The 16,164-nt window shown below is 67.8% G+C and carries 17 protein-coding genes and 1 pseudogene; 9 read left to right on the forward strand and 9 right to left on the reverse strand.

Going from position 1 to position 16,164, the window contains the following annotated elements; genetic code table 11:
- The first annotated feature begins 145 nt into the window (after nucleotides 1-145).
- From ACFWYM_RS39720 to ACFWYM_RS39730, 3 genes are read left to right on the forward strand one after another with little or no spacing between them, the layout of a single operon-like run.
- A complete protein-coding gene (locus ACFWYM_RS39720) occupies nucleotides 146-1,519 on the forward strand; it encodes an acetyl-CoA carboxylase biotin carboxylase subunit family protein (RefSeq protein WP_384848786.1) in 1,374 nt (457 codons plus the stop codon).
- Nucleotides 1,516-3,540, forward strand: coding sequence for a PEP/pyruvate-binding domain-containing protein (locus ACFWYM_RS39725; RefSeq protein ID WP_384848788.1), 2,025 nt, complete (start codon nucleotides 1,516-1,518; stop codon nucleotides 3,538-3,540). The genes ACFWYM_RS39720 and ACFWYM_RS39725 overlap by 4 nt, the downstream gene beginning before the upstream one ends.
- 8 nt (nucleotides 3,541-3,548) lie before the next feature.
- Nucleotides 3,549-4,949 carry an MFS transporter gene (locus tag ACFWYM_RS39730; protein ID WP_384848791.1) on the forward strand — a complete coding sequence of 467 codons (1,401 nt, stop codon included), beginning with the start codon at nucleotides 3,549-3,551 and terminating at the stop codon, nucleotides 4,947-4,949.
- Between the two features lie 8 nt (nucleotides 4,950-4,957).
- Here the strand turns inward: ACFWYM_RS39730 and ACFWYM_RS39735 are convergent, their stop codons facing one another.
- Complete coding sequence (locus ACFWYM_RS39735; RefSeq protein WP_384848794.1) at nucleotides 4,958-5,563, reverse strand: hypothetical protein; 606 nt, start codon at nucleotides 5,561-5,563, stop codon at nucleotides 4,958-4,960.
- A 563-nt stretch (nucleotides 5,564-6,126) separates the two neighbouring features.
- Here ACFWYM_RS39735 and ACFWYM_RS39740 point away from each other — a divergent pair.
- Nucleotides 6,127-6,810 carry a restriction endonuclease gene (locus tag ACFWYM_RS39740; protein WP_384848797.1) on the forward strand — a complete coding sequence of 228 codons (684 nt, stop codon included), beginning with the start codon at nucleotides 6,127-6,129 and terminating at the stop codon, nucleotides 6,808-6,810.
- Between the two features lie 232 nt (nucleotides 6,811-7,042).
- Here ACFWYM_RS39740 and ACFWYM_RS39745 read toward each other — a convergent pair whose 3' ends face one another.
- Together ACFWYM_RS39745 and ACFWYM_RS39750 are read right to left on the reverse strand one after the other, a co-directional pair.
- The gene (locus ACFWYM_RS39745; protein ID WP_384848799.1) at nucleotides 7,043-7,378 is read right to left on the reverse strand and encodes a hypothetical protein; all 336 of its coding nucleotides are present in this window, start codon (nucleotides 7,376-7,378) and stop codon (nucleotides 7,043-7,045) included.
- A 586-nt stretch (nucleotides 7,379-7,964) separates the two neighbouring features.
- Nucleotides 7,965-8,504 carry a hypothetical protein gene (locus ACFWYM_RS39750; RefSeq protein ID WP_384848802.1) on the reverse strand — a complete coding sequence of 180 codons (540 nt, stop codon included), beginning with the start codon at nucleotides 8,502-8,504 and terminating at the stop codon, nucleotides 7,965-7,967.
- A gap of 271 nt (nucleotides 8,505-8,775) precedes the next feature.
- Between ACFWYM_RS39750 and ACFWYM_RS39755 the strand changes: the two are divergent.
- Nucleotides 8,776-8,979: pseudogene (locus tag ACFWYM_RS39755) on the forward strand (IS5/IS1182 family transposase); the annotation flags it as partial.
- Between the two features lie 19 nt (nucleotides 8,980-8,998).
- Here the strand turns inward: ACFWYM_RS39755 and ACFWYM_RS39760 are convergent.
- Nucleotides 8,999-9,847: an aminoglycoside phosphotransferase gene (locus tag ACFWYM_RS39760; RefSeq protein ID WP_384848805.1), complete on the reverse strand. Its 849-nt coding sequence runs from the start codon at nucleotides 9,845-9,847 to the stop codon at nucleotides 8,999-9,001.
- 403 nt (nucleotides 9,848-10,250) lie between these two features.
- Nucleotides 10,251-10,403 (reverse strand): hypothetical protein, encoded by a 153-nt coding sequence (locus ACFWYM_RS39765; RefSeq protein WP_384848808.1) that lies wholly within the window; start codon nucleotides 10,401-10,403, stop codon nucleotides 10,251-10,253.
- On the opposite strand from ACFWYM_RS39765, the gene ACFWYM_RS39770 reads away from it, so the two are divergent.
- Together ACFWYM_RS39770 and ACFWYM_RS39775 are read left to right on the forward strand one after the other, a co-directional pair.
- On the forward strand, nucleotides 10,396-10,899 hold the full coding sequence (locus ACFWYM_RS39770) for a hypothetical protein (protein WP_384848811.1): 504 nt from the start codon (nucleotides 10,396-10,398) through the stop codon (nucleotides 10,897-10,899). The genes ACFWYM_RS39765 and ACFWYM_RS39770 overlap by 8 nt on opposite strands.
- A 307-nt stretch (nucleotides 10,900-11,206) precedes the next feature.
- On the forward strand, nucleotides 11,207-11,581 hold the full coding sequence (locus ACFWYM_RS39775) for a hypothetical protein (protein WP_384848814.1): 375 nt from the start codon (nucleotides 11,207-11,209) through the stop codon (nucleotides 11,579-11,581).
- Nucleotides 11,582-11,665: 84 nt separating this feature from the next.
- Here ACFWYM_RS39775 and ACFWYM_RS39780 read toward each other — a convergent pair whose 3' ends face one another.
- From ACFWYM_RS39780 to ACFWYM_RS39790, 3 genes are all read right to left on the reverse strand, one after another.
- Nucleotides 11,666-11,929 (reverse strand): hypothetical protein, encoded by a 264-nt coding sequence (locus ACFWYM_RS39780; protein ID WP_384848817.1) that lies wholly within the window; start codon nucleotides 11,927-11,929, stop codon nucleotides 11,666-11,668.
- A 127-nt stretch (nucleotides 11,930-12,056) separates the two neighbouring features.
- Entirely contained in the window at nucleotides 12,057-12,338 is a 282-nt protein-coding gene (locus tag ACFWYM_RS39785; protein WP_384848820.1) for a hypothetical protein, read from the reverse strand.
- A gap of 406 nt (nucleotides 12,339-12,744) precedes the next feature.
- Nucleotides 12,745-13,164, reverse strand: a complete 420-nt coding sequence (locus ACFWYM_RS39790) for a DUF6086 family protein (protein WP_384848824.1) — start codon at nucleotides 13,162-13,164, stop codon at nucleotides 12,745-12,747.
- A gap of 13 nt (nucleotides 13,165-13,177) precedes the next feature.
- Between ACFWYM_RS39790 and ACFWYM_RS39795 the strand changes: the two genes are divergently transcribed.
- Entirely contained in the window at nucleotides 13,178-13,465 is a 288-nt protein-coding gene (locus ACFWYM_RS39795; RefSeq protein WP_384848827.1) for a hypothetical protein, read from the forward strand.
- Nucleotides 13,466-14,151: 686 nt separating this feature from the next.
- On the opposite strand, the gene ACFWYM_RS39800 is transcribed toward ACFWYM_RS39795, so the two are convergent.
- Nucleotides 14,152-14,649, reverse strand: coding sequence for a hypothetical protein (locus tag ACFWYM_RS39800; protein ID WP_384848830.1), 498 nt, complete (start codon nucleotides 14,647-14,649; stop codon nucleotides 14,152-14,154).
- A 612-nt stretch (nucleotides 14,650-15,261) separates the two neighbouring features.
- Here ACFWYM_RS39800 and ACFWYM_RS39805 point away from each other — a divergent pair.
- Nucleotides 15,262-15,741: a hypothetical protein gene (locus ACFWYM_RS39805; RefSeq protein WP_384848833.1), complete on the forward strand. Its 480-nt coding sequence runs from the start codon at nucleotides 15,262-15,264 to the stop codon at nucleotides 15,739-15,741.
- The last annotated feature ends 423 nt before the right edge of the window (nucleotides 15,742-16,164 follow it).

A 16,164-nucleotide genomic window follows, 5' to 3' on the forward strand; every position in this document is an offset into this window, starting at 1 on the left:
GCCTCACAGGTGTCCGGCGCCTGTTCCCCTTGGAAGTGCGGGTGAACACGCCCCGCTCCATCTCCCCGGTGTCTGTGCGCGTTCGGCGCGTGGCACCGGTTCGTACGCGACACATACCAACTGGATGAAACGGAGACGAACCGCAGTGAGCAAGGTGCTGTTAGTGCATGCCAAGGGTGGTCCGCCGCTCGGTCACGTCCTGTCCAGGACGGCCGCGAAGGCGCAGGTGCACCTCTTGGCGCTCAGCGCTCTTCCTCCCGCCGTGGCAGGTGACGCCCGCACGCTGTGCGCCTCGGTGGTGACACCCGCCGCCGCGCAACGCGTCGACCTGGTGTCCCTGATCGTCACGCGGGCGAAGGCGGTTGGCGCGGACGCGGTGCTCACCTTCTCCGAGTACGCGGTCGTCGCCGTCGCGGAGGCGTGCCAGGCGCTCGGCCTGCCGGGCGTGGGCGGCGCCGCCGCGCTGGCCCGTGACAAGCGCCTGATGCGGCGCACCTGGCAAGAACACGGCCTGCCCCAGCCCGAGTTCAGGCCCGTCACCACGGAGGCCGACCTGCATGAGGCGGCCACCCGCCTGCCCTTCCCGCTCCTCCTCAAGGCGGCCTGGAGTGCGGGTTCCACCGCGCATCAGATCATCCGCTGCCCGCGCGAGGTGTCCGCCGCCTGGTGCCGTTCGCGCGAGGTGATGGCCGAATCGGCCCAGTTGGGCTATGCGGAGCTGCATGTGGCCGAGGCGGATGCGGACTTCGTCGTTGAGCAGATCGTCACCGGCACCGCGTCGGAATGGTTCGACGATGCGGGCTGGGGCGACTACGTCAGCGTCGAGGGCGCCGTGGCGCGGGGTGTTTTCCACCCGGTCTGCGTCAGCGGCCGGATGCCCACCGTCGCACCGTTCACGGAGCGGGCGGGCATCACCCCCGCCCAGCTGACCCCGGACGTGCAGAGCCGGATCGTGGCCCTGGCCCGGGAGTCCGTCGACGCGCTCGGCTTGCGCGACTGCGGCACCCACACCGAGATCAAGCTCGGGGCGGACGGCCGGATGTGGCTGATCGAGACGGCAGCCCGGTTCGGTGGCGCGATGACGGTGCCGCAGATCGAGGAGGTCTTCGGCCTCGACCTGATCGGCATGCTCGTCGACCATCTCCTGGGCCGTTCGGTCCACTGGCCCGAGCGCGCCCTCACCCCGGCGCAGGCGCGCGGGGCGGCAGGCTCGCTCGTCGTCCTCGCGGTCGACAGCGCGGGCGAGGCATGGCCCGGCCGCAAGGCATGGGACTTCCCCGTGGTAGCGGACCGCGTGCCGCTGAGCCGGGGCAGCCGTCTGTCGGTCGTCGCCGAGAGCTCCCTCACCGACGGCAGCACCGTCCCGGTCTACGACCCGGCCGCCGGCGCCAACACCATGGCGGCCCTGTGCCTGCTCTCCGCCACCGACCCGCGCACCGTGCTCCGCGACTTCGAGACCCTGGTGGACGCCCTGCCCCGGGTCCTGCCCGCCGCGCAGCCCGAGGAGGTTTCCCGATGACCGCCCAACTGCTCACCGGCGCACCCGAACCGGCCACGGACCGCACCGTCGTCGGCGAGAACCTCTCCCTGCCGCTCTTCCGCACCCTCTCGGGCGTCCTGGCGGGCCACCAGTACCTCAAGGTCGTCGTCGACCGCTCCGAGGACACCTGGCATCTGCTGGACACCGCCGCCCACTCCTTCCACGTCAACTACATCGCCACCCGAGTCCTGGGCATGGAACTCAGCGCCCTGGACGCCGAACTGGACGCGTTCAACGCCTCCGTCTACACCGACCCCGAACGCCGCTTCCTCCTTGGCGTGCTGTCCCTGCACGCCGAGCAGGACGCCGAGGGCCGCGAACGCCCCTTCCTCGTCCTTGAGACCACCGAGGCCGACACCATGCACGGTGACCTCCTGGCCTGGTTCTACGAGTATCTACGCCTGCGGGTCGACGGCCGGCTGCCGCTGCTGCTCAAGCCCGCCAACCACGGGCAGGAGGAGCAACTCGCGTCGATCAGCGAGCAGCGCGTGCCGCGCATCCTGAGCCACGAACTCTTCGGCACCAGGACCAGGACCCCGCTGAACGCCGGCGAGGCCGTCGGGCGGCTGCGGTTCTTCCGTACGCACGAGGAGTACGCGGCGGCCCAGGCCGGGCTCGGCTGGAGGGACATCGTCGCCATGCCCTGTCTGCCGGACGATGTGCCGAGGGTGGCCGGATTCCTCAACACCGCGCCGATCACACCGCTTTCCCACACGAACGTCCTGGCCTCCGGGTGGGGGATACCCAACGCGATCGTGTGCGATCTGGCGCAACTCGTCGAGCGCGACGCGCTGGAGGGGGCGTGGGTCCGCTACCGGGTGTGCGAGGACGAGATCTCCCTGAAACGCCTGGATGACGAACCGGTCCTTGAGACCCCGTCCTGGCACCAGCAGCGCATCCGTCTCGAACCGCCCCTGCTGGAGGACACCCCCGTCCTGGCCCTGCACCGGCTCCGCGGCACCGACCGGGACCGGTACGGCACCAAGGCGGCCAACCTCGGCGAGCTGCACCACGTGCTCGATAGCCGCACGGCCGACTTGACCGCCTTCTACCGGCAGCCGCGCCCGCCACGTAACAACCTCTGCGGGCATCTCGCGGCACGGCTGGGCCTGGAGGAGCCCGCCACCGACGAACTGCGCGCCGCCGCGGCCCGGTTCGTGGCTTCGACGGTCAGCGCCCCGGCGGGCGTGGCGCTCCCCTTCGCACTGCAGCAGAAATTCCTCGCCTCCTGCGCTCCCCTCCAGCAGGGCATCGGCAAGCTCAAGATGGCCCTGGAACTCGACGCCACCGACGTCCTGGACGCGCTCTGTCTGCAGCTCCAGCACCTCATCCGGAACACGCCCCTCCCTGAGTCCGTCACCCGGCAGATCAGTCACGCATTCCCCGCCGCCGCGGCCCCGGGCAGCCGTCTGGTGGTGCGCTCCTCCTCCAACGCCGAGGACCTGCCCGGGTTCTCCGCCGCGGGCCTCTACGACTCCGTCACCACCGTCCACGACACCGACGAACTCCTGGATGCCGTACGCCAGGTGTGGGCCTCCCTGCTCTCGCCCCGCAGCGTGCGCCTGCGCCACCAGGTCGGCATCTCCCTCGACGACACATACATGGGCGTGATCATCCAGGAGTACGTGCCCGCCTCCCTCGGCGGCGTGCTGGTCACCTGCAACCCGACGCGCGGCGAGGACTTCCGCAACGTCTACCTCAACTGCTCGCCGGGTTCACCGGAGCAGGTGGTGGACGGCTCGGTGCTGCCGCAGCAGTACCTGTACAACACGGTGGAGGGCGGAGGCCGTACGGTCGCCCTGGGCTCTTTCGGAGAGCCGCTGCCCGCCGCGACCCGGGCCCGGCTCGTGGACTTGTCCCTGACCGGGCGGCTCCTGCAGTCTCACTTCAGCGGCTCGCGGTGCGGCGGGGGAGATGTGGACAAGCCGCTGGACATCGAGTGGCTGATGACCGAGCAGGGTGACTTCCGGCTGGTCCAGATCCGTCCCTACGCGCTGTGAGCCCGCGCATGCGCCGTCCCGCCACGGGCGCGGGCGGCGGCTTGACGGAAACCGCGCGCCGCATCATCCGGCTCAACTATGGCTTCCAGCTTCTGTTCAACCTGCTGTGGTGGATGCCGGTGTTCTATGCCTACCAGAAGACGGCCGGGCTGACGGACGCTGAGATCTTCGGGATCCAGAGCATCTATTACGTGGCGTTCTGCCTGTTCGAGATTCCGACGGGGCTGATCGCCGACCGGATCGGTGCCCGCAACTGCCTGCGGGCCGGTGCGGTGGTCATGACGGCGGCCAACCTCGCTCCGGTGCTCAGCGCCTCCTACACCGGCTTTCTCGTGCACTTCCTCGCCATTGCCGCGGGCCGCTCGCTCACCTCGGGCGCGGCGAGCGCCTATCTGTACGACGGGCTGCGGGCCGAGCAGTGCGATGAGCACTACCTGAAGGCGGAGGGCACGGCACGCGCCCTGGGCCTTGCGGCGAAGGTGGTGTGCTGGCCGTTGGTCGGGCCGCTGATGGCGCTCGCGCACCCGGCCCCCTACCTGCTCAGCGCCGTCAGCGCGGCGGGCTCACTGGCCTGCGCCATTGCGCTGCCCCGGCTCGGCGGAGCGGACCGCGTCAGCGCGACGGCGGCGGCCGACCGGCCGGGCCGGTCGGACGGTGGGCGCAGGGGCGGCGCTTTCCTACGGGATGCGGGCGCGGCCTTGCGCTGTGTCGCCTCCTCACGATGGCTGACCCTGGTCATGGTCCAGGGCGTGGCCGTCTTCACGCTCTCCCGCATCTGCCAGGTCAACCTCTTCCAGCCGATCCTGCTCGGCCACGGCATTGCGGAGGCATCGCACGGCGGTGTCCTTGCCGCGATGACGGTGGCGGAAGCGGTGGGCTCGGCCCGCCCGCAGTGGCTGAGCCGCCGCCTCACGCCCGTGGCCTGGGTCTCCATGCTCAGCCTCGTGCTCGCGGGCAGCCTGGCGGGCATGGCCTACGGCGGACCGTGGTCCGTGGTGGCGTTGCTCTGCCTGTTCGCCGCCGCGACAGGCTTCGCCTACCCGGTCCAGCGCAAGCTGGTGAACGACGCCATGCCCGCACACGCCCCGCGCGCGACACTCCTCTCGATCGAAAGCATCGTGGACCGCGCCGTGTGCGCACTCGCCGCGGTCGCCGTGGGCGCGTACGTCTCCGCCGGACATCTGGACGCCCTGCTGCTGCACAGCGCGCTGGCGACGGCGATCTTGCTCGGGGGCTTCCACCTGGTCGTGCGCAGCGGCTCGGTGAAGAGCAGTCAGGAGACTGTGGGCTCCGGCTCCCCGCTGATGGCGGCGCAGGACGCGGAGGACGCGGAGGACGCGGAGGACGCAGAGGACGAGGTCGTCCGCGCCGCCCCCGGGGCGGAATCCGGCAGGGGACGACGGGGATGACGTAGGCGTCAGCGCGCCCGGTGGCCGAGGAGCTCGATGAGCCCGACCGGGAGATGCGCGGGCCGGTGGGGCCGGTCGACCTGGTACGCCAAGTAGCCGAGCGAGGCCGCGACATCGACCTCCTCGGCCGTCTCCGCCTGGTAGACGAGTCGGCAACCGCCGGAGAGGCCCTTCGCGCGCTGCCACAGCACCGGCGCCGGCTTGCGTTCCGTTTCCGTACGAGGCGTCAGGATCCGGTCGTCGAAGTCCTTCCAGGCGAAGGGCGCCGAGCCCCGCCATGTGGCATCGACCTCGCTCCTCAGCCGGGCGGCACGCTCGGCGTCGGTCGCGCCCCAGGACGGCGGCACGTTGGTGATCAGGCCGACCTTGATGTGCCGTTCACGCAGGGCACGCAGATAGGCGGCCGCGCCGGGAAGGTAGCTGGTACTGCCGTCGTCTGAGGTGCGCACCAGGGTCTCGCCCAGGTCGAAGTACACGACGGGGCAGGCGCGTTCGACGCCCAACCGCCCGGCAATGCCGCGTGCCGCACCGCCTCTCGCGTGCGCGGGCGCGGCCGCACCCGCCGTTGCGCAGAGCACGGTCGACACTACGGCCGCGCCGAGCGCGAGGCTCATCCGGAGCGGTCCCCGCGTAGCGGATCTATGCATGGCGTGGTCGCCCTTCTTCCGGCGCATCACGAGGATGCGCAGATGTCCCGTTCATGACAGCCGGATGGCGACATGCCCAGGTGGCATCAGCGGCGTCCAGAGGCTGTCCCGTCGTGCGTCTATCCCTCGCGCTCTACCCGTGAACACCACCTGCCACTCGGGTTGCAGAACATCACGGGACGACACTCCACTACACATCACCAGCCATCTGCTGACAGCCCGAGTGCGGCGGTGTGCTGTCACTCCGTTGCGTCGGGCGCGGAGGGCGAGTCCAGAGGTTGCGTCTGGCGGGGGGCGTAACGCCATGATGACGGCGGCCAGGCCGCCGCAGAGACCACCCAGGGCGCCTATGAGGCCGCTGATTGCGCCGATCATGGCCACGGTGCGTCGTTGCCCGCGAGCATGTCGTTCCGCCCGGTCCGGTTCGACCGGTGATGAGTACGACGGTGGCCGGTGCGGGGCAGACCCTCTTGCCCAGGCCGGGCAGCCCTTTCACACTGCGGTTCACGGGCACGGGAGAGTGGGGGCTGATGGCGGCGCGACGGCGCCGGCGGCTGCGGAAGGGGACCCGCCGACAGGTGCAGGGGTGGGGCATCGTGGCGGTGGCCCTCGCCGCGGTGTGGGTGGCCGGGAACTGGGCGACGGTGTGGCCCGTGCTGACGGTGGTGCTCGTCACCGTGGTGGTGGGCGGGATCGGCTGGGGCCTGCTGCGTGCGCACCGGTCCGCGGTCGACGAGGACCGGCAGTGGAGGGTGCAGGAGGTGGCGAAGGCGCGGGAGCTGTCGATGGCCGAGGTCGACGCGCTGACGTGGCAGGACTTCGAGCGCTACGTCGCCGATCTGTGCCGCCGGGACGGCTGTCGAGACGTCGTTGTCAGCGGCAGGAGCGGCGACCTGGGCGCCGACGTCGTCGGATACTTCTCCGACGGCCGCAAGCTGGTGGTGCAGGTCAAGAAGTACGCGCCCGAGCGCAGCGTGTCCTCACAGGACATGCAGAAGTTCGTCGGCACCGCCCGCCCCGAGCACGGCGCGGACGTTGCCCTGTTCGTCACCACGTGCCGCACGTTCACGAAAGCCGCGCTCGGCCTGGCGGTACGCCAGAACATCGTGGCCCTGCACCGCGACCTGCTGGGCTCCTGGGTCAAGGGCGCGCATCTGGAGACGCTGATCCCGCTGAATGGAAGCGGCGGCGGCACGCGGCGCCCGCCCGTTTGAGGGGACGACGCCGGCCGCGCGGATCACGGGTGGCGCCCAGGCGTCCAGGTGCCCCCGGCACGTGGGTCAGGCAGCGGTCGGGGCCCGCGGCCCCGGGTGCCGGATGGTCTTCTTCACGGCTGTCTCCAGTTCGTAGCGGTCGGCCATGAGCCCCTTTCTCCACGATGGAGTCCGAGGACCAGGACGAGGACGGTCTGGAGGGTGAGGGTGAGCGAGCGTGGGGCACCGGGTTCTAGCCGTGGTTGCGGCGGAGCTTGCGCAGGTAGCGGCGGAAGCGGGGCTCATCGGCCGTGTCTTGCGGTTCTTCGGCGGCCGGTCGGGCGTTTCCAGGCGGGCTGGAGAGGTTCAGGCCGTGGATGGTGTCAGCCTGTATGACGTCGCCCCTGAAGTGTCCGTTCGCGATGTTGCGTACGGACGGCTCGCCTGCCGCCTGTGCTTCGTCGGCTTGGGCTCCGGGTGGGTTGGCCGGTTCGGACGGCGCGTGGCTGCTGCCGATGGTGTTCGCCTGCACGAGGTTGCCCTCGATGGTTCCGTTGAACTCGTTGTGTGCAGGCGGCTGTTGGCTCATGCGCTGGAATATACGGTCTGGGCTTGAGTGATGACCATGGCCAGCGGGCTGCCGGAGGCCCTGCGCGTCATGTCCTCGGCCGCGCTGTTCGCCTTCCCGCTCTGGCCGTGCCCACCGTCGATCTCGATGTGGGCAGCGGATGTGTGAAGGGGCCGACGGTGGTCGGCCCCTTCACGGGGCGGTCCGCGTTGCCGCGCGGTGCCGCTGCAGGTTCGTGGTCTCTTCGCGTGGGTGTGCAGTCCGTGGCGTTGAGACGAGGGGGCTGTTTGTCAGCGTCCTGTGAACCTGACGCGATGGTCGCAAGGGGGAAGCGGGTTCGCCAAGTGTGGTCGGGCGGTGGTGCACGGGCTGGGAGGCCATTAGCTCGGCGGTGGTGGCGGGCTGGATCAGCCAGCCGTCGGCGACGAGTACGTGCTCGGCGTCGTCTTGGAGCCAGCCGGTCATGTCCTGGCCGGTGATGTTGCCGGTTCCGGCGCGTGCGGCCCGCAGGGTGAGCATGAGCGCGGCCAGGTGTACTCCGGGCTCAGGGTGCGGGGTGTGGCGTAGTCGAGCACGCCGCCGGCGCGGTGCCCAGGCTTCAGACGCCTCAGATTCGCTGTTGGATCAGACGGCATCGCGGGCCCAGATGATCGGAGAGCCCGAGGAGAAAGGCGTCGCCGAGTGGCGGCCAGTTGCTGAAGCGCACCGCGACGCTGGCGACGTGAATGGCCCACTGGCCGGTCCAGTCGCCCAGTAGGGCGGAAGTAGCGCAGTTTTCGCAGGTCACCAACGGTTCCGTTTGGTCAAGCCAGTGCTGGACGAGCGTGATGTGTGCGTCTCCGTCGAGTTGCGTGGGACAGTTCGGGCAGGTGGGCGGGGTGTAGTTGCCGCCAGGGTCGTGGACTTGGCGTTGGTCGAGGATGTCGATGCCGTCGCCGACGAGGCCGTTGCTGACGTGGGTGTCGCGGAGAGCTGCTGTGGTGGCGGGGCCAGGGATGTACTGACCTGGCCGCCAGAGGAGATCATGCCGCTCATTGGGTTGGATGATCCGCTGGTCGAGAAGCCAGTTGGTCGCGGCCGCCGCCCGCGCGGAAGCTTCCTCGACGGAGGCCGACAGCTCCGCGATGATGATTGCGCTGTCGCTCATGGCTGCGAGCGTAGCGTTGAGATTCCAAGATCGGTTGTCGCGCAGGACTGCGATCGTAGAGTCATTTGTGCGAGTTTGTCGTCAGTGTCAGCGCGGCTAACCCGGAGTCGTTCTACCTCGCCGAGCCAGCCCTCGCGCTTGGCCTCCGCGATGTGGGCGTGCAGGTTGTCGCGGATCTCCACCAAGCGGCCGCGTTGGGCGGGGTGGGGTCAGAGCATCGGGCAGCGGACGCAGGCGTGTTCGTCGATGCAGGGGGTACTGAACGAGCGGCCGCAGGTGCCGATGGAGACGGGGGAGCAGGGGTGGTCGGCCCGCCGGCTTCGACAAGACGATCTACAAGCGCAGGAACGAAGTTGAGCGAACGATCAACGCCCTGAACAACTCCCGGGCCGTGGCCACGAGGTTCGGCAACCGTGCCTACGTCTTCCGCGGCACCGTCACCCTCGCCTCGATCAGACTCTGGCTCCGGCCCTGATGCGCTGTTCAGGCGCGTCCTAGAAGGTCGCCAACTTCCTCACCACCGCGTCGGCTGCCCTTGCGTACCGGTCCGGCTCCCCCAACTGGGCCCGCTCCGCCGGCCCTGCGTTCTCGCTATGCGCGACGAGTCTGAAGATCAGTGCACGGACCAGCATCTGCGGCCAGTCAGGATGATCGCTGCCGACCGTCAGCAAGTCAGACGCAAGGTCGAACCACAACAGGCCGTCCGCAATCACGATGGCCTCGGCGAACACCGACGGCCGCCAATACGGGGAGAAGTCGATAACCGTAGGCACTTGATCCGCAGCGAACAGGACATTGCCCGTGAGATCGCCGTGGATGAGCTGAGCTGCGTCCTGTTTCACTGGGCGCCTCAGCTCCAGCAAGGTCGAAAACGGTGCGGCGAGGTCGTCAATCACGTCGACGTTCTGCTCGCCCCACGCCACTCGGTCGGCAACAGCCCAGGGATGCACATGCCGATCAAGGAAGTCGGGCCGGGGCACTTGCCGCAGAGCGGCGTGGAAGGCTCGGCCGGCGCTCAGCACGCCGGCCCAGTGTCCCTGCGGCCCAGATTGACCGGTAACGAACTCACTGGCGGTCCAGCCGTCCACGATGCTTCGCCCGTCGGCGGCCCGCAGCGGTCGCGGAACCCGGAAGCCACCGCCTGACGCTAGCTTCTCGAACAAGGAAGTCGCCCACTCGACCTCGTCGCCAGGGCCCTCTGCGGGCTTGAATACATACTCGCCAACGAGAACGCTTCGTCCCTGCCCACCAACCAGCGGGACAGCAGAACCCTTCACCCCGAAGGCATCAAGGACGGCAGGGGCCGGGACGGCGTTACTCGGTGTTTCAGGCACGCCGGTCATCCTGTCGACGTCGCCTTGCCCGGCGCATCTTGTTTTCGCCCAGCCCCATCCTTCACGCGTGTACAAGCAAGATCCGCCGGGCAGGCACACGGCTGGGACCTGAAGGTCGAGTCCGGCTATCTGCCCGCCTCCTTGCTGAACATTGCCCTGCCGCCTGACAGTGCCTGAATGCTCTGCCCGTGCCGCGCGGCTACGCCGAGGCCGGAATCATCCGTGGCCTGCTGATCCAACGGCCGACCGGGCAATCCGATGCCATGGCCCCAATCCACCGGCAGACAGGCCCTTCTTGACGCTTGTCTTCCGGGCCTCTTCCCACCGTGGCGGTTGCCTCAGAAGTTGCTCAACTCGCGTGTAGCACCCCGTCTTCGTGGTCAACATGCTCATGACCAGCAAAATTGATCATTCACGGGGGTACTTCGATGCGACGGATGTGGATCGCGGGCGTGACGGCGACGGTGATCGTGGGGGCGGCGGCGTGCTCGTCGCCCGGCGGCGGGAAGCCGGAGCAGGACTCGGCCGGCAGCTGCCCCTCCGCACGCATTGAGTGGGTGGCCATCGGCAAGGACTGGTCCCTGACAGCCCTCTCTCCGCTGGTGAAGGTCGGCGCGAAGGGCGGCACCGTCAAGCAGGACACCAAGCCCGTCCACACCCTGACGGCCAAGGTCTCCGGCACCAGCAAGACGGGACCCTCGACCAAGGACGTGCTCGCCTCACTCGAGAAGGAGCTGTCCTGGAAGCACCTGGCGAGGCCCGGCACACGCACGACGAGTGCGCCCGCCGTTCTGTGGCAGAACGAATTCGACGGCAAGGCCCAGTCGGCGGCCTACGTCGGCCACCACACCGTGACAGCCGACTACCGCTACACCTGCGGTAAGACCACGGCCAAGGGCCGTGTCGTCACCTGGGCCCAGCAGTCGACGCACTCGGGCGGCATCAACTGCCTCGAGCCCCGCACAGACCAGATCGATACCGGTGAGGACTCCGACGTACTGGCCGAGCAGGCGATCGCGGAACGCTGCGCGAAGAACTCTCCCGCCCGCAAAGCGGCCTGACGCAGGCCAAACTGAGGGGCGAGCGGCCGACATTGGCGAGGTGGGCGCGGCCACCCATGAGCCGGGCCTGCGCGGGCCACAGCACGTCCAGAGAAGCCATGGCAGGCCGCCCAGGCTCCGCGCCCTCTTCGCCGCTTGCGGCCTCGGGTGAGCGGGCGGCCGAGCTACCCGACGGCTCACCCCCACGGGATGACCGGCACCGACGAATGTGACGACGAGCGGTCCCTGTACGACTCCCTTCAGCTTGTCGATTAGCCTCGCTGTGTTGGAGGTGGGGATGGGGCAGGCAGTAGTAGTGGAGTCCATCATGTGCTCGGCGGTGCGCCAGGACTGCGGTGCCCACCTGGAGTGCTGCGGCGTCCAGGCCCTGGTGGGCAGCTCCCTGCGGTGGGATGTGGAAGTCAGCTGCTCGGCTTGCGGGTTCGCGATGGCGGTGTGCAACGACACAGCGCCGTCTCACCTTCGCGATCGGCTGCTCTCCCAGCCCGGTGCGGCGAGATTGCGGGTGACTTCCCCGTCCCAGGGAAAGAGCATCGAGATCATGCGTGTTCTGCGGGCCGAACTCGGCACCGGCCTGACCGAGGCCAAGAATGAACTGGGCCGTGTGCTGGCCGGGGAGTTCTCGGGCACGCTTCCTGAGATGGAACTCATCGCCCGCAAACGGCCGGAATCTCTGCCATAGCCGCTCGGCCATAGTGCCCCGCACCTGCCTGGTCTTCTCCGACACAACCCAGCCGGAGGACTTCTTGTATTGCGACGCGGTGCGTCAGTCGAGTCCCAGCTCCGTTTCGGCGGTTTCATAGAGCTTGTTGAGCTTGTCAATCAGGCCGTGTCGTGTGTTGATCGGCCGGAAGCCGGGCCGCCGTCCGCGCTGTTCAGCGGTGAACCGGTCGATCTGCCGCATGGCGTGCCGGTAGGTCTTCGTCAGCTCGGCCAGGGCGGCTGCGCGGGCCGTGGCGTCCAACGGCATGTTGGCGCGGTGCCGCTCCACAATGTTCTGGGACTGTCTCTTGGTGTCAGCGAGGTTCATCGCGCCAGTGGCTCCCGGGCTGTTGACGGAGTCAGAGTGGCGTGTTGGGGGCGATGACCGTGTAGTTGCGCATCCGCGCGGCAGGCTTTGGTGGCGCGTGTCATGATCCTCGCGCGACGGGTTCTGATCAGAGCTTGAGTACTCCTCGCCAGGTCCATCCGGCGCTGCGAACTGCATTCCGCAGGGGATCTGTCATCTCTTTCCGTGTGTCGAACGTGAGCCATACCTTGTGGCTGCCGCCGTCGAGCCCTTCTTGAGTCTCGCGCCAGCGAAACACCGCAGGTGCATGCCCGCGCCCGTACTGCCGACGTGCGTTGTCTTCCGCGCGGCCTTCCCATCGTTCCTCCAGGGCCCGTACCTCGCGCTTGTCCGGTATCAAGCGCATCCGGGTTCTGAGGGTGATGCTCATCTGCCGGACCTGGCAGTCCGCTACGAGGTCCGCTGTCTCGCCCGGAGTGGCGTGACGTACGTGGAAGAGCGTCCCTGAGTTGTTGAGTGCCATCAATGCGGCCCGGACCGCTGCTGACTGTGCTGCGGCTGTGCTGTCGGGGGACGTGGTACCTGTCCGCTGCTTCTGGAATCGGCGCAACGTGCCTCGGAGGTCCATCAGTTGCTCCACCGTCTGAAGTGTCGGCTTGGGGCACGGCCGGGGCCCTGGTGTACCTGAACACCGACACCACGCCGGCCCCTGCCCCCAAGCTCCTCAACTCCACGGCCCGGACACTGGTTGAGCGCATCCGGCAGGCACAGCGCGGGCAGAAGCCGACCGCGCGGGCGTCGTAGACACCACGAACCCACCATCGCGCGGCAGATTCTCACCGCGCCATCGCCGGGCCCACTGCCTCCATCATGGTGCGCAACCGGTGCGCCGCGGCGCCGGGGTCCCCGGGGTCCCCGGGGACCGACGCATCGTCCTTGCCGGCTGCGGTCCCGGACACGTCGATGCCTGCGCGCTCGGCGAGAACCAGCAGCGTGGCGAGGAACCCTTCGCAGAGCACCGCGAGGACGGGGTGATGGGTGCGGCGGTAGTGCGCGAGCAAGGCGCGGGCAAACTTGCCCAGGACGTCAGGGTCGATGTCGCACTCGTCGTTGTCCATCGGCCCGATCCCAGAGGGCAGACCCAGCTCCGCCTCGAACACCGCTGCCTGCCGAAGGAACAGCCGGGCCACCGTGTTGGACGGGTTCCACAGGGTGTCATCCCCCACACCGAAGTACTGGCTCACTGTGATGCCCACATGATCGTCATGGATGCGAGCGTATCCAGCAGGACCCACCGGCGAGTCAGGACCTGAGCGGTGCGGTGGCGGCGGGCCGGATGATGTGCGGGCCGAAGCGGGCGCGGGCGGAATCGGCGACGGCTTCGAGGCGGTGGGCCTTGTCGTCGGCAGGATCGAGCAGCAGCTGGTGGTGGGCGTGCTCGGCGGCCGTGAGCTGGTCGGCGCGCAGGGTCAACTGTCGTACGCGGGCACGCTCCAGGTGCAGGGCGCCTCAGCACTGACCACCATTGGGCACAACTCCTGCCCCGCCAACCCGTAAACGACCTGTGCCCCACACAAGGTCAGGGAGACCAGCGAGCTGTCCCGGCACACGGTGCGAACGCCCAAGTGCTCGCGCAGCCAGGCCGCGAGCGATTCGGCATCGCGTCCCTCCCACAAGGCGATCGGCAGCCGGGTGTTCGCCGTCGACGAGCAGCGTGCCGTACGCGTCGGCATACAACGCGGAGGGCTGAATTCCCATGCACGGTGCCGGCGTTTCAGCGATACGTCCCCAACCTGAAGGTGGTCGTGCGTAGGCCGGAGAGCCGGGGCCACCTGACTGACTTCTCAGGGGCGGGACATAACGGTCCGTCAAAGGCGCTCTACGGGCGTCGCTGCGCCCCACCCTGGACCGCCGGCCTTGTCCTGAGGCTGGCTGGCTATCGGCTGGCCCTGGCCATGCGGTGGCCAAGCAACCGAGGACGTTCGCGCGTACCGGGCAGGGGAGAGAGCCGCATACACCGACAGCCTTCGCGCGCATGGGCGAGACCCCCGGTACAGCGGGCTAAGCCCCACTTGGCCACCGAGGGCTGCGGCTGTTCCGCACACAGCAGCGGCCCCCCTTGGGGAGAGTCCCGCCAAAGGGGCACCCAGGCTGACCGGTAGCCGTGCCAAGGGCGTGTCCGACGGGATACGCAACCCATCGGACACGCCCCCGGGACAGGCCGGGTAGTCAGACGCCGCTGCTCATCGAATCCTGCGCCAGGCATGCCAGTTGCTGTCGTAGAACTCCGACCGCCATACCTGGGAACTGCCAACCTTGACGTCGATGGCCCGCCGGGTGCCGTTGTTGCTCCACCCCCAGTCGTAGGTGTCATCGGCACGCCCTGAGTTCGGCATCTCAACCCACTTGCCGGCGTTCTTCCAGTCGTGCCAGATGCGGCGGTCGCCGGTCACACCGAACACTTCGTCGACTGTGCCGTTTCCGTCCCAGTCAGCAGCCTGGGCATGGGAGCCGCACTTGAGATAGCCGACGTGATTCCACGGAGACGTCACCTTGCAGTCTCGTGCTCCGGACACTCCCGCTTGCCCGGCCGTCCCGACTTGAATTGTGCTGAACACCGGCTGCTTCGCTTCGGAATTGTGCGCGGTCGAAGCAGCGTTAGCGGGCGGAGCAGCCAGCAACAGGCCCACGACAACCGATACGCCCGCTGCTGCAAGCCCTGCATTGTGGATGGTGCGCACGCGTTCTCCCCTGTGTGTAGGTGAGCTGTGTGGTCGAGGTAGGACGCTACGAGGTTGGGCCCATCCACACGTCAACCAGTGGTTTGACATTCAGATCCAACTAGCGCATTAGCCAGGTCAACCTGAGCGTTACATTGGCAGTCGCGTTCAACCGATTCAGGCCGCTGAGTATCCGTCGAATGAGCCACATGATCGCAATGCGAAAAGGCAGGTCATGGCCGAGTCTGCCGCATATAGCATCAGCGAATGTGCGGGCGCATCGAGTCAGACTGAGGCTACTTTCAGCCAAATCCCCTACCGCAAGAGTTGTAGCGATTCGTGAAACTACCACCAAAGTTTACGTAGAGACCAACCTTGCGTGGGATGACTCAGAATCACACGCATCGCTATTTTCTCCCCCGACCAAGAACGCTGCCTCAGACAGCCACCACATAGGGGGACAACCATACGTAGGCGCCAAACAGTTGGCCTCGCAGCCGCTGGAGGACTAGCCCTCCTGGGCGTCCATGCGCCCGCGTCAGGCGCCTCGTCCCCTTCGTCTGCTGCAGCGCCGGCGGTGAAGGTAACGCCATAGACGCACAATCCCGATCGAGACGAGAGGAGAGCCCGCAGATGAAGCCAATGATGAAGGTGGCGGCAGGAGCATCAGCTGTCGCCAGCCTGCTCCTAGCCAGCCAGGCCGCCCATGCCGCCCCGTCCAGGGTGGACACCGGGACGCGACCGACGGCAAGCAGGATTCAGGCCGGAGAGGACAAGGCACACAGCGCCGAGGCATGCACCAACTACTGGACCTGGAAGTCGCCTTGGGGCCACACCGGCAAGTTCAAGTGCGGCTCCCATGTGCTGCCCGCCGACTGGGACAACAACGGAACGACAGACGAATACTTCGGCATCGCCCCTGATCGCACTATCTGGCACGACTGGAAGAACGCCGGACGATGGGTTGAAATGCCGAACAACGGGCGCGCCGATGACACCCTGAATATTGGCCGCACCAGTAACGGGCGGTATGTTCGTGTCTGGGTCGGGGGCCATATTTGGGTTTCGATATTCAGCGATGGCAAATGGCACAAGTGGTACATGGTCGAGTGAGTACGAAGCCCACGCGAGCCGTCCCTGTGTCTGAAATTGGAACAGTACAACCTGAGTGATTGATTTATCTAGGCTCCACATGAAATCCTGTGGAGCCGAGATAAATTCCGAAATCGGAGCGAGGAAGAAGCCACGCCCGTGCTTCTCAGAGGGCTTGCTCCCTCAACTCCCCTGCGAGAAGGTGGAGTTCTTAATGCAAGAGGGTGGCGGGAGAAAAGAGAGCTCCCGAGAGTGTGTTTATGATGGTCTGTCAAATTCCTGGGAAAGCAGAAGAGGCGTGCACCCCACCCCGCAGCCAGCTCAAGGAATTTGCGGAGCGAATTCCGTTCAGGCCGAATTGCGGAGCAATTCGAGCCCCGGACAACGGAGTTGTCCGGTAATTCCGGCGGAGCCGGAATTCAGCCGCGCGGAGCGCGGCATTCC

It is taken from the genome of Streptomyces sp. NPDC059009 (genome assembly GCF_042740175.1).
Classification (GTDB): Bacteria; Actinomycetota; Actinomycetes; order Streptomycetales; family Streptomycetaceae; genus Streptomyces.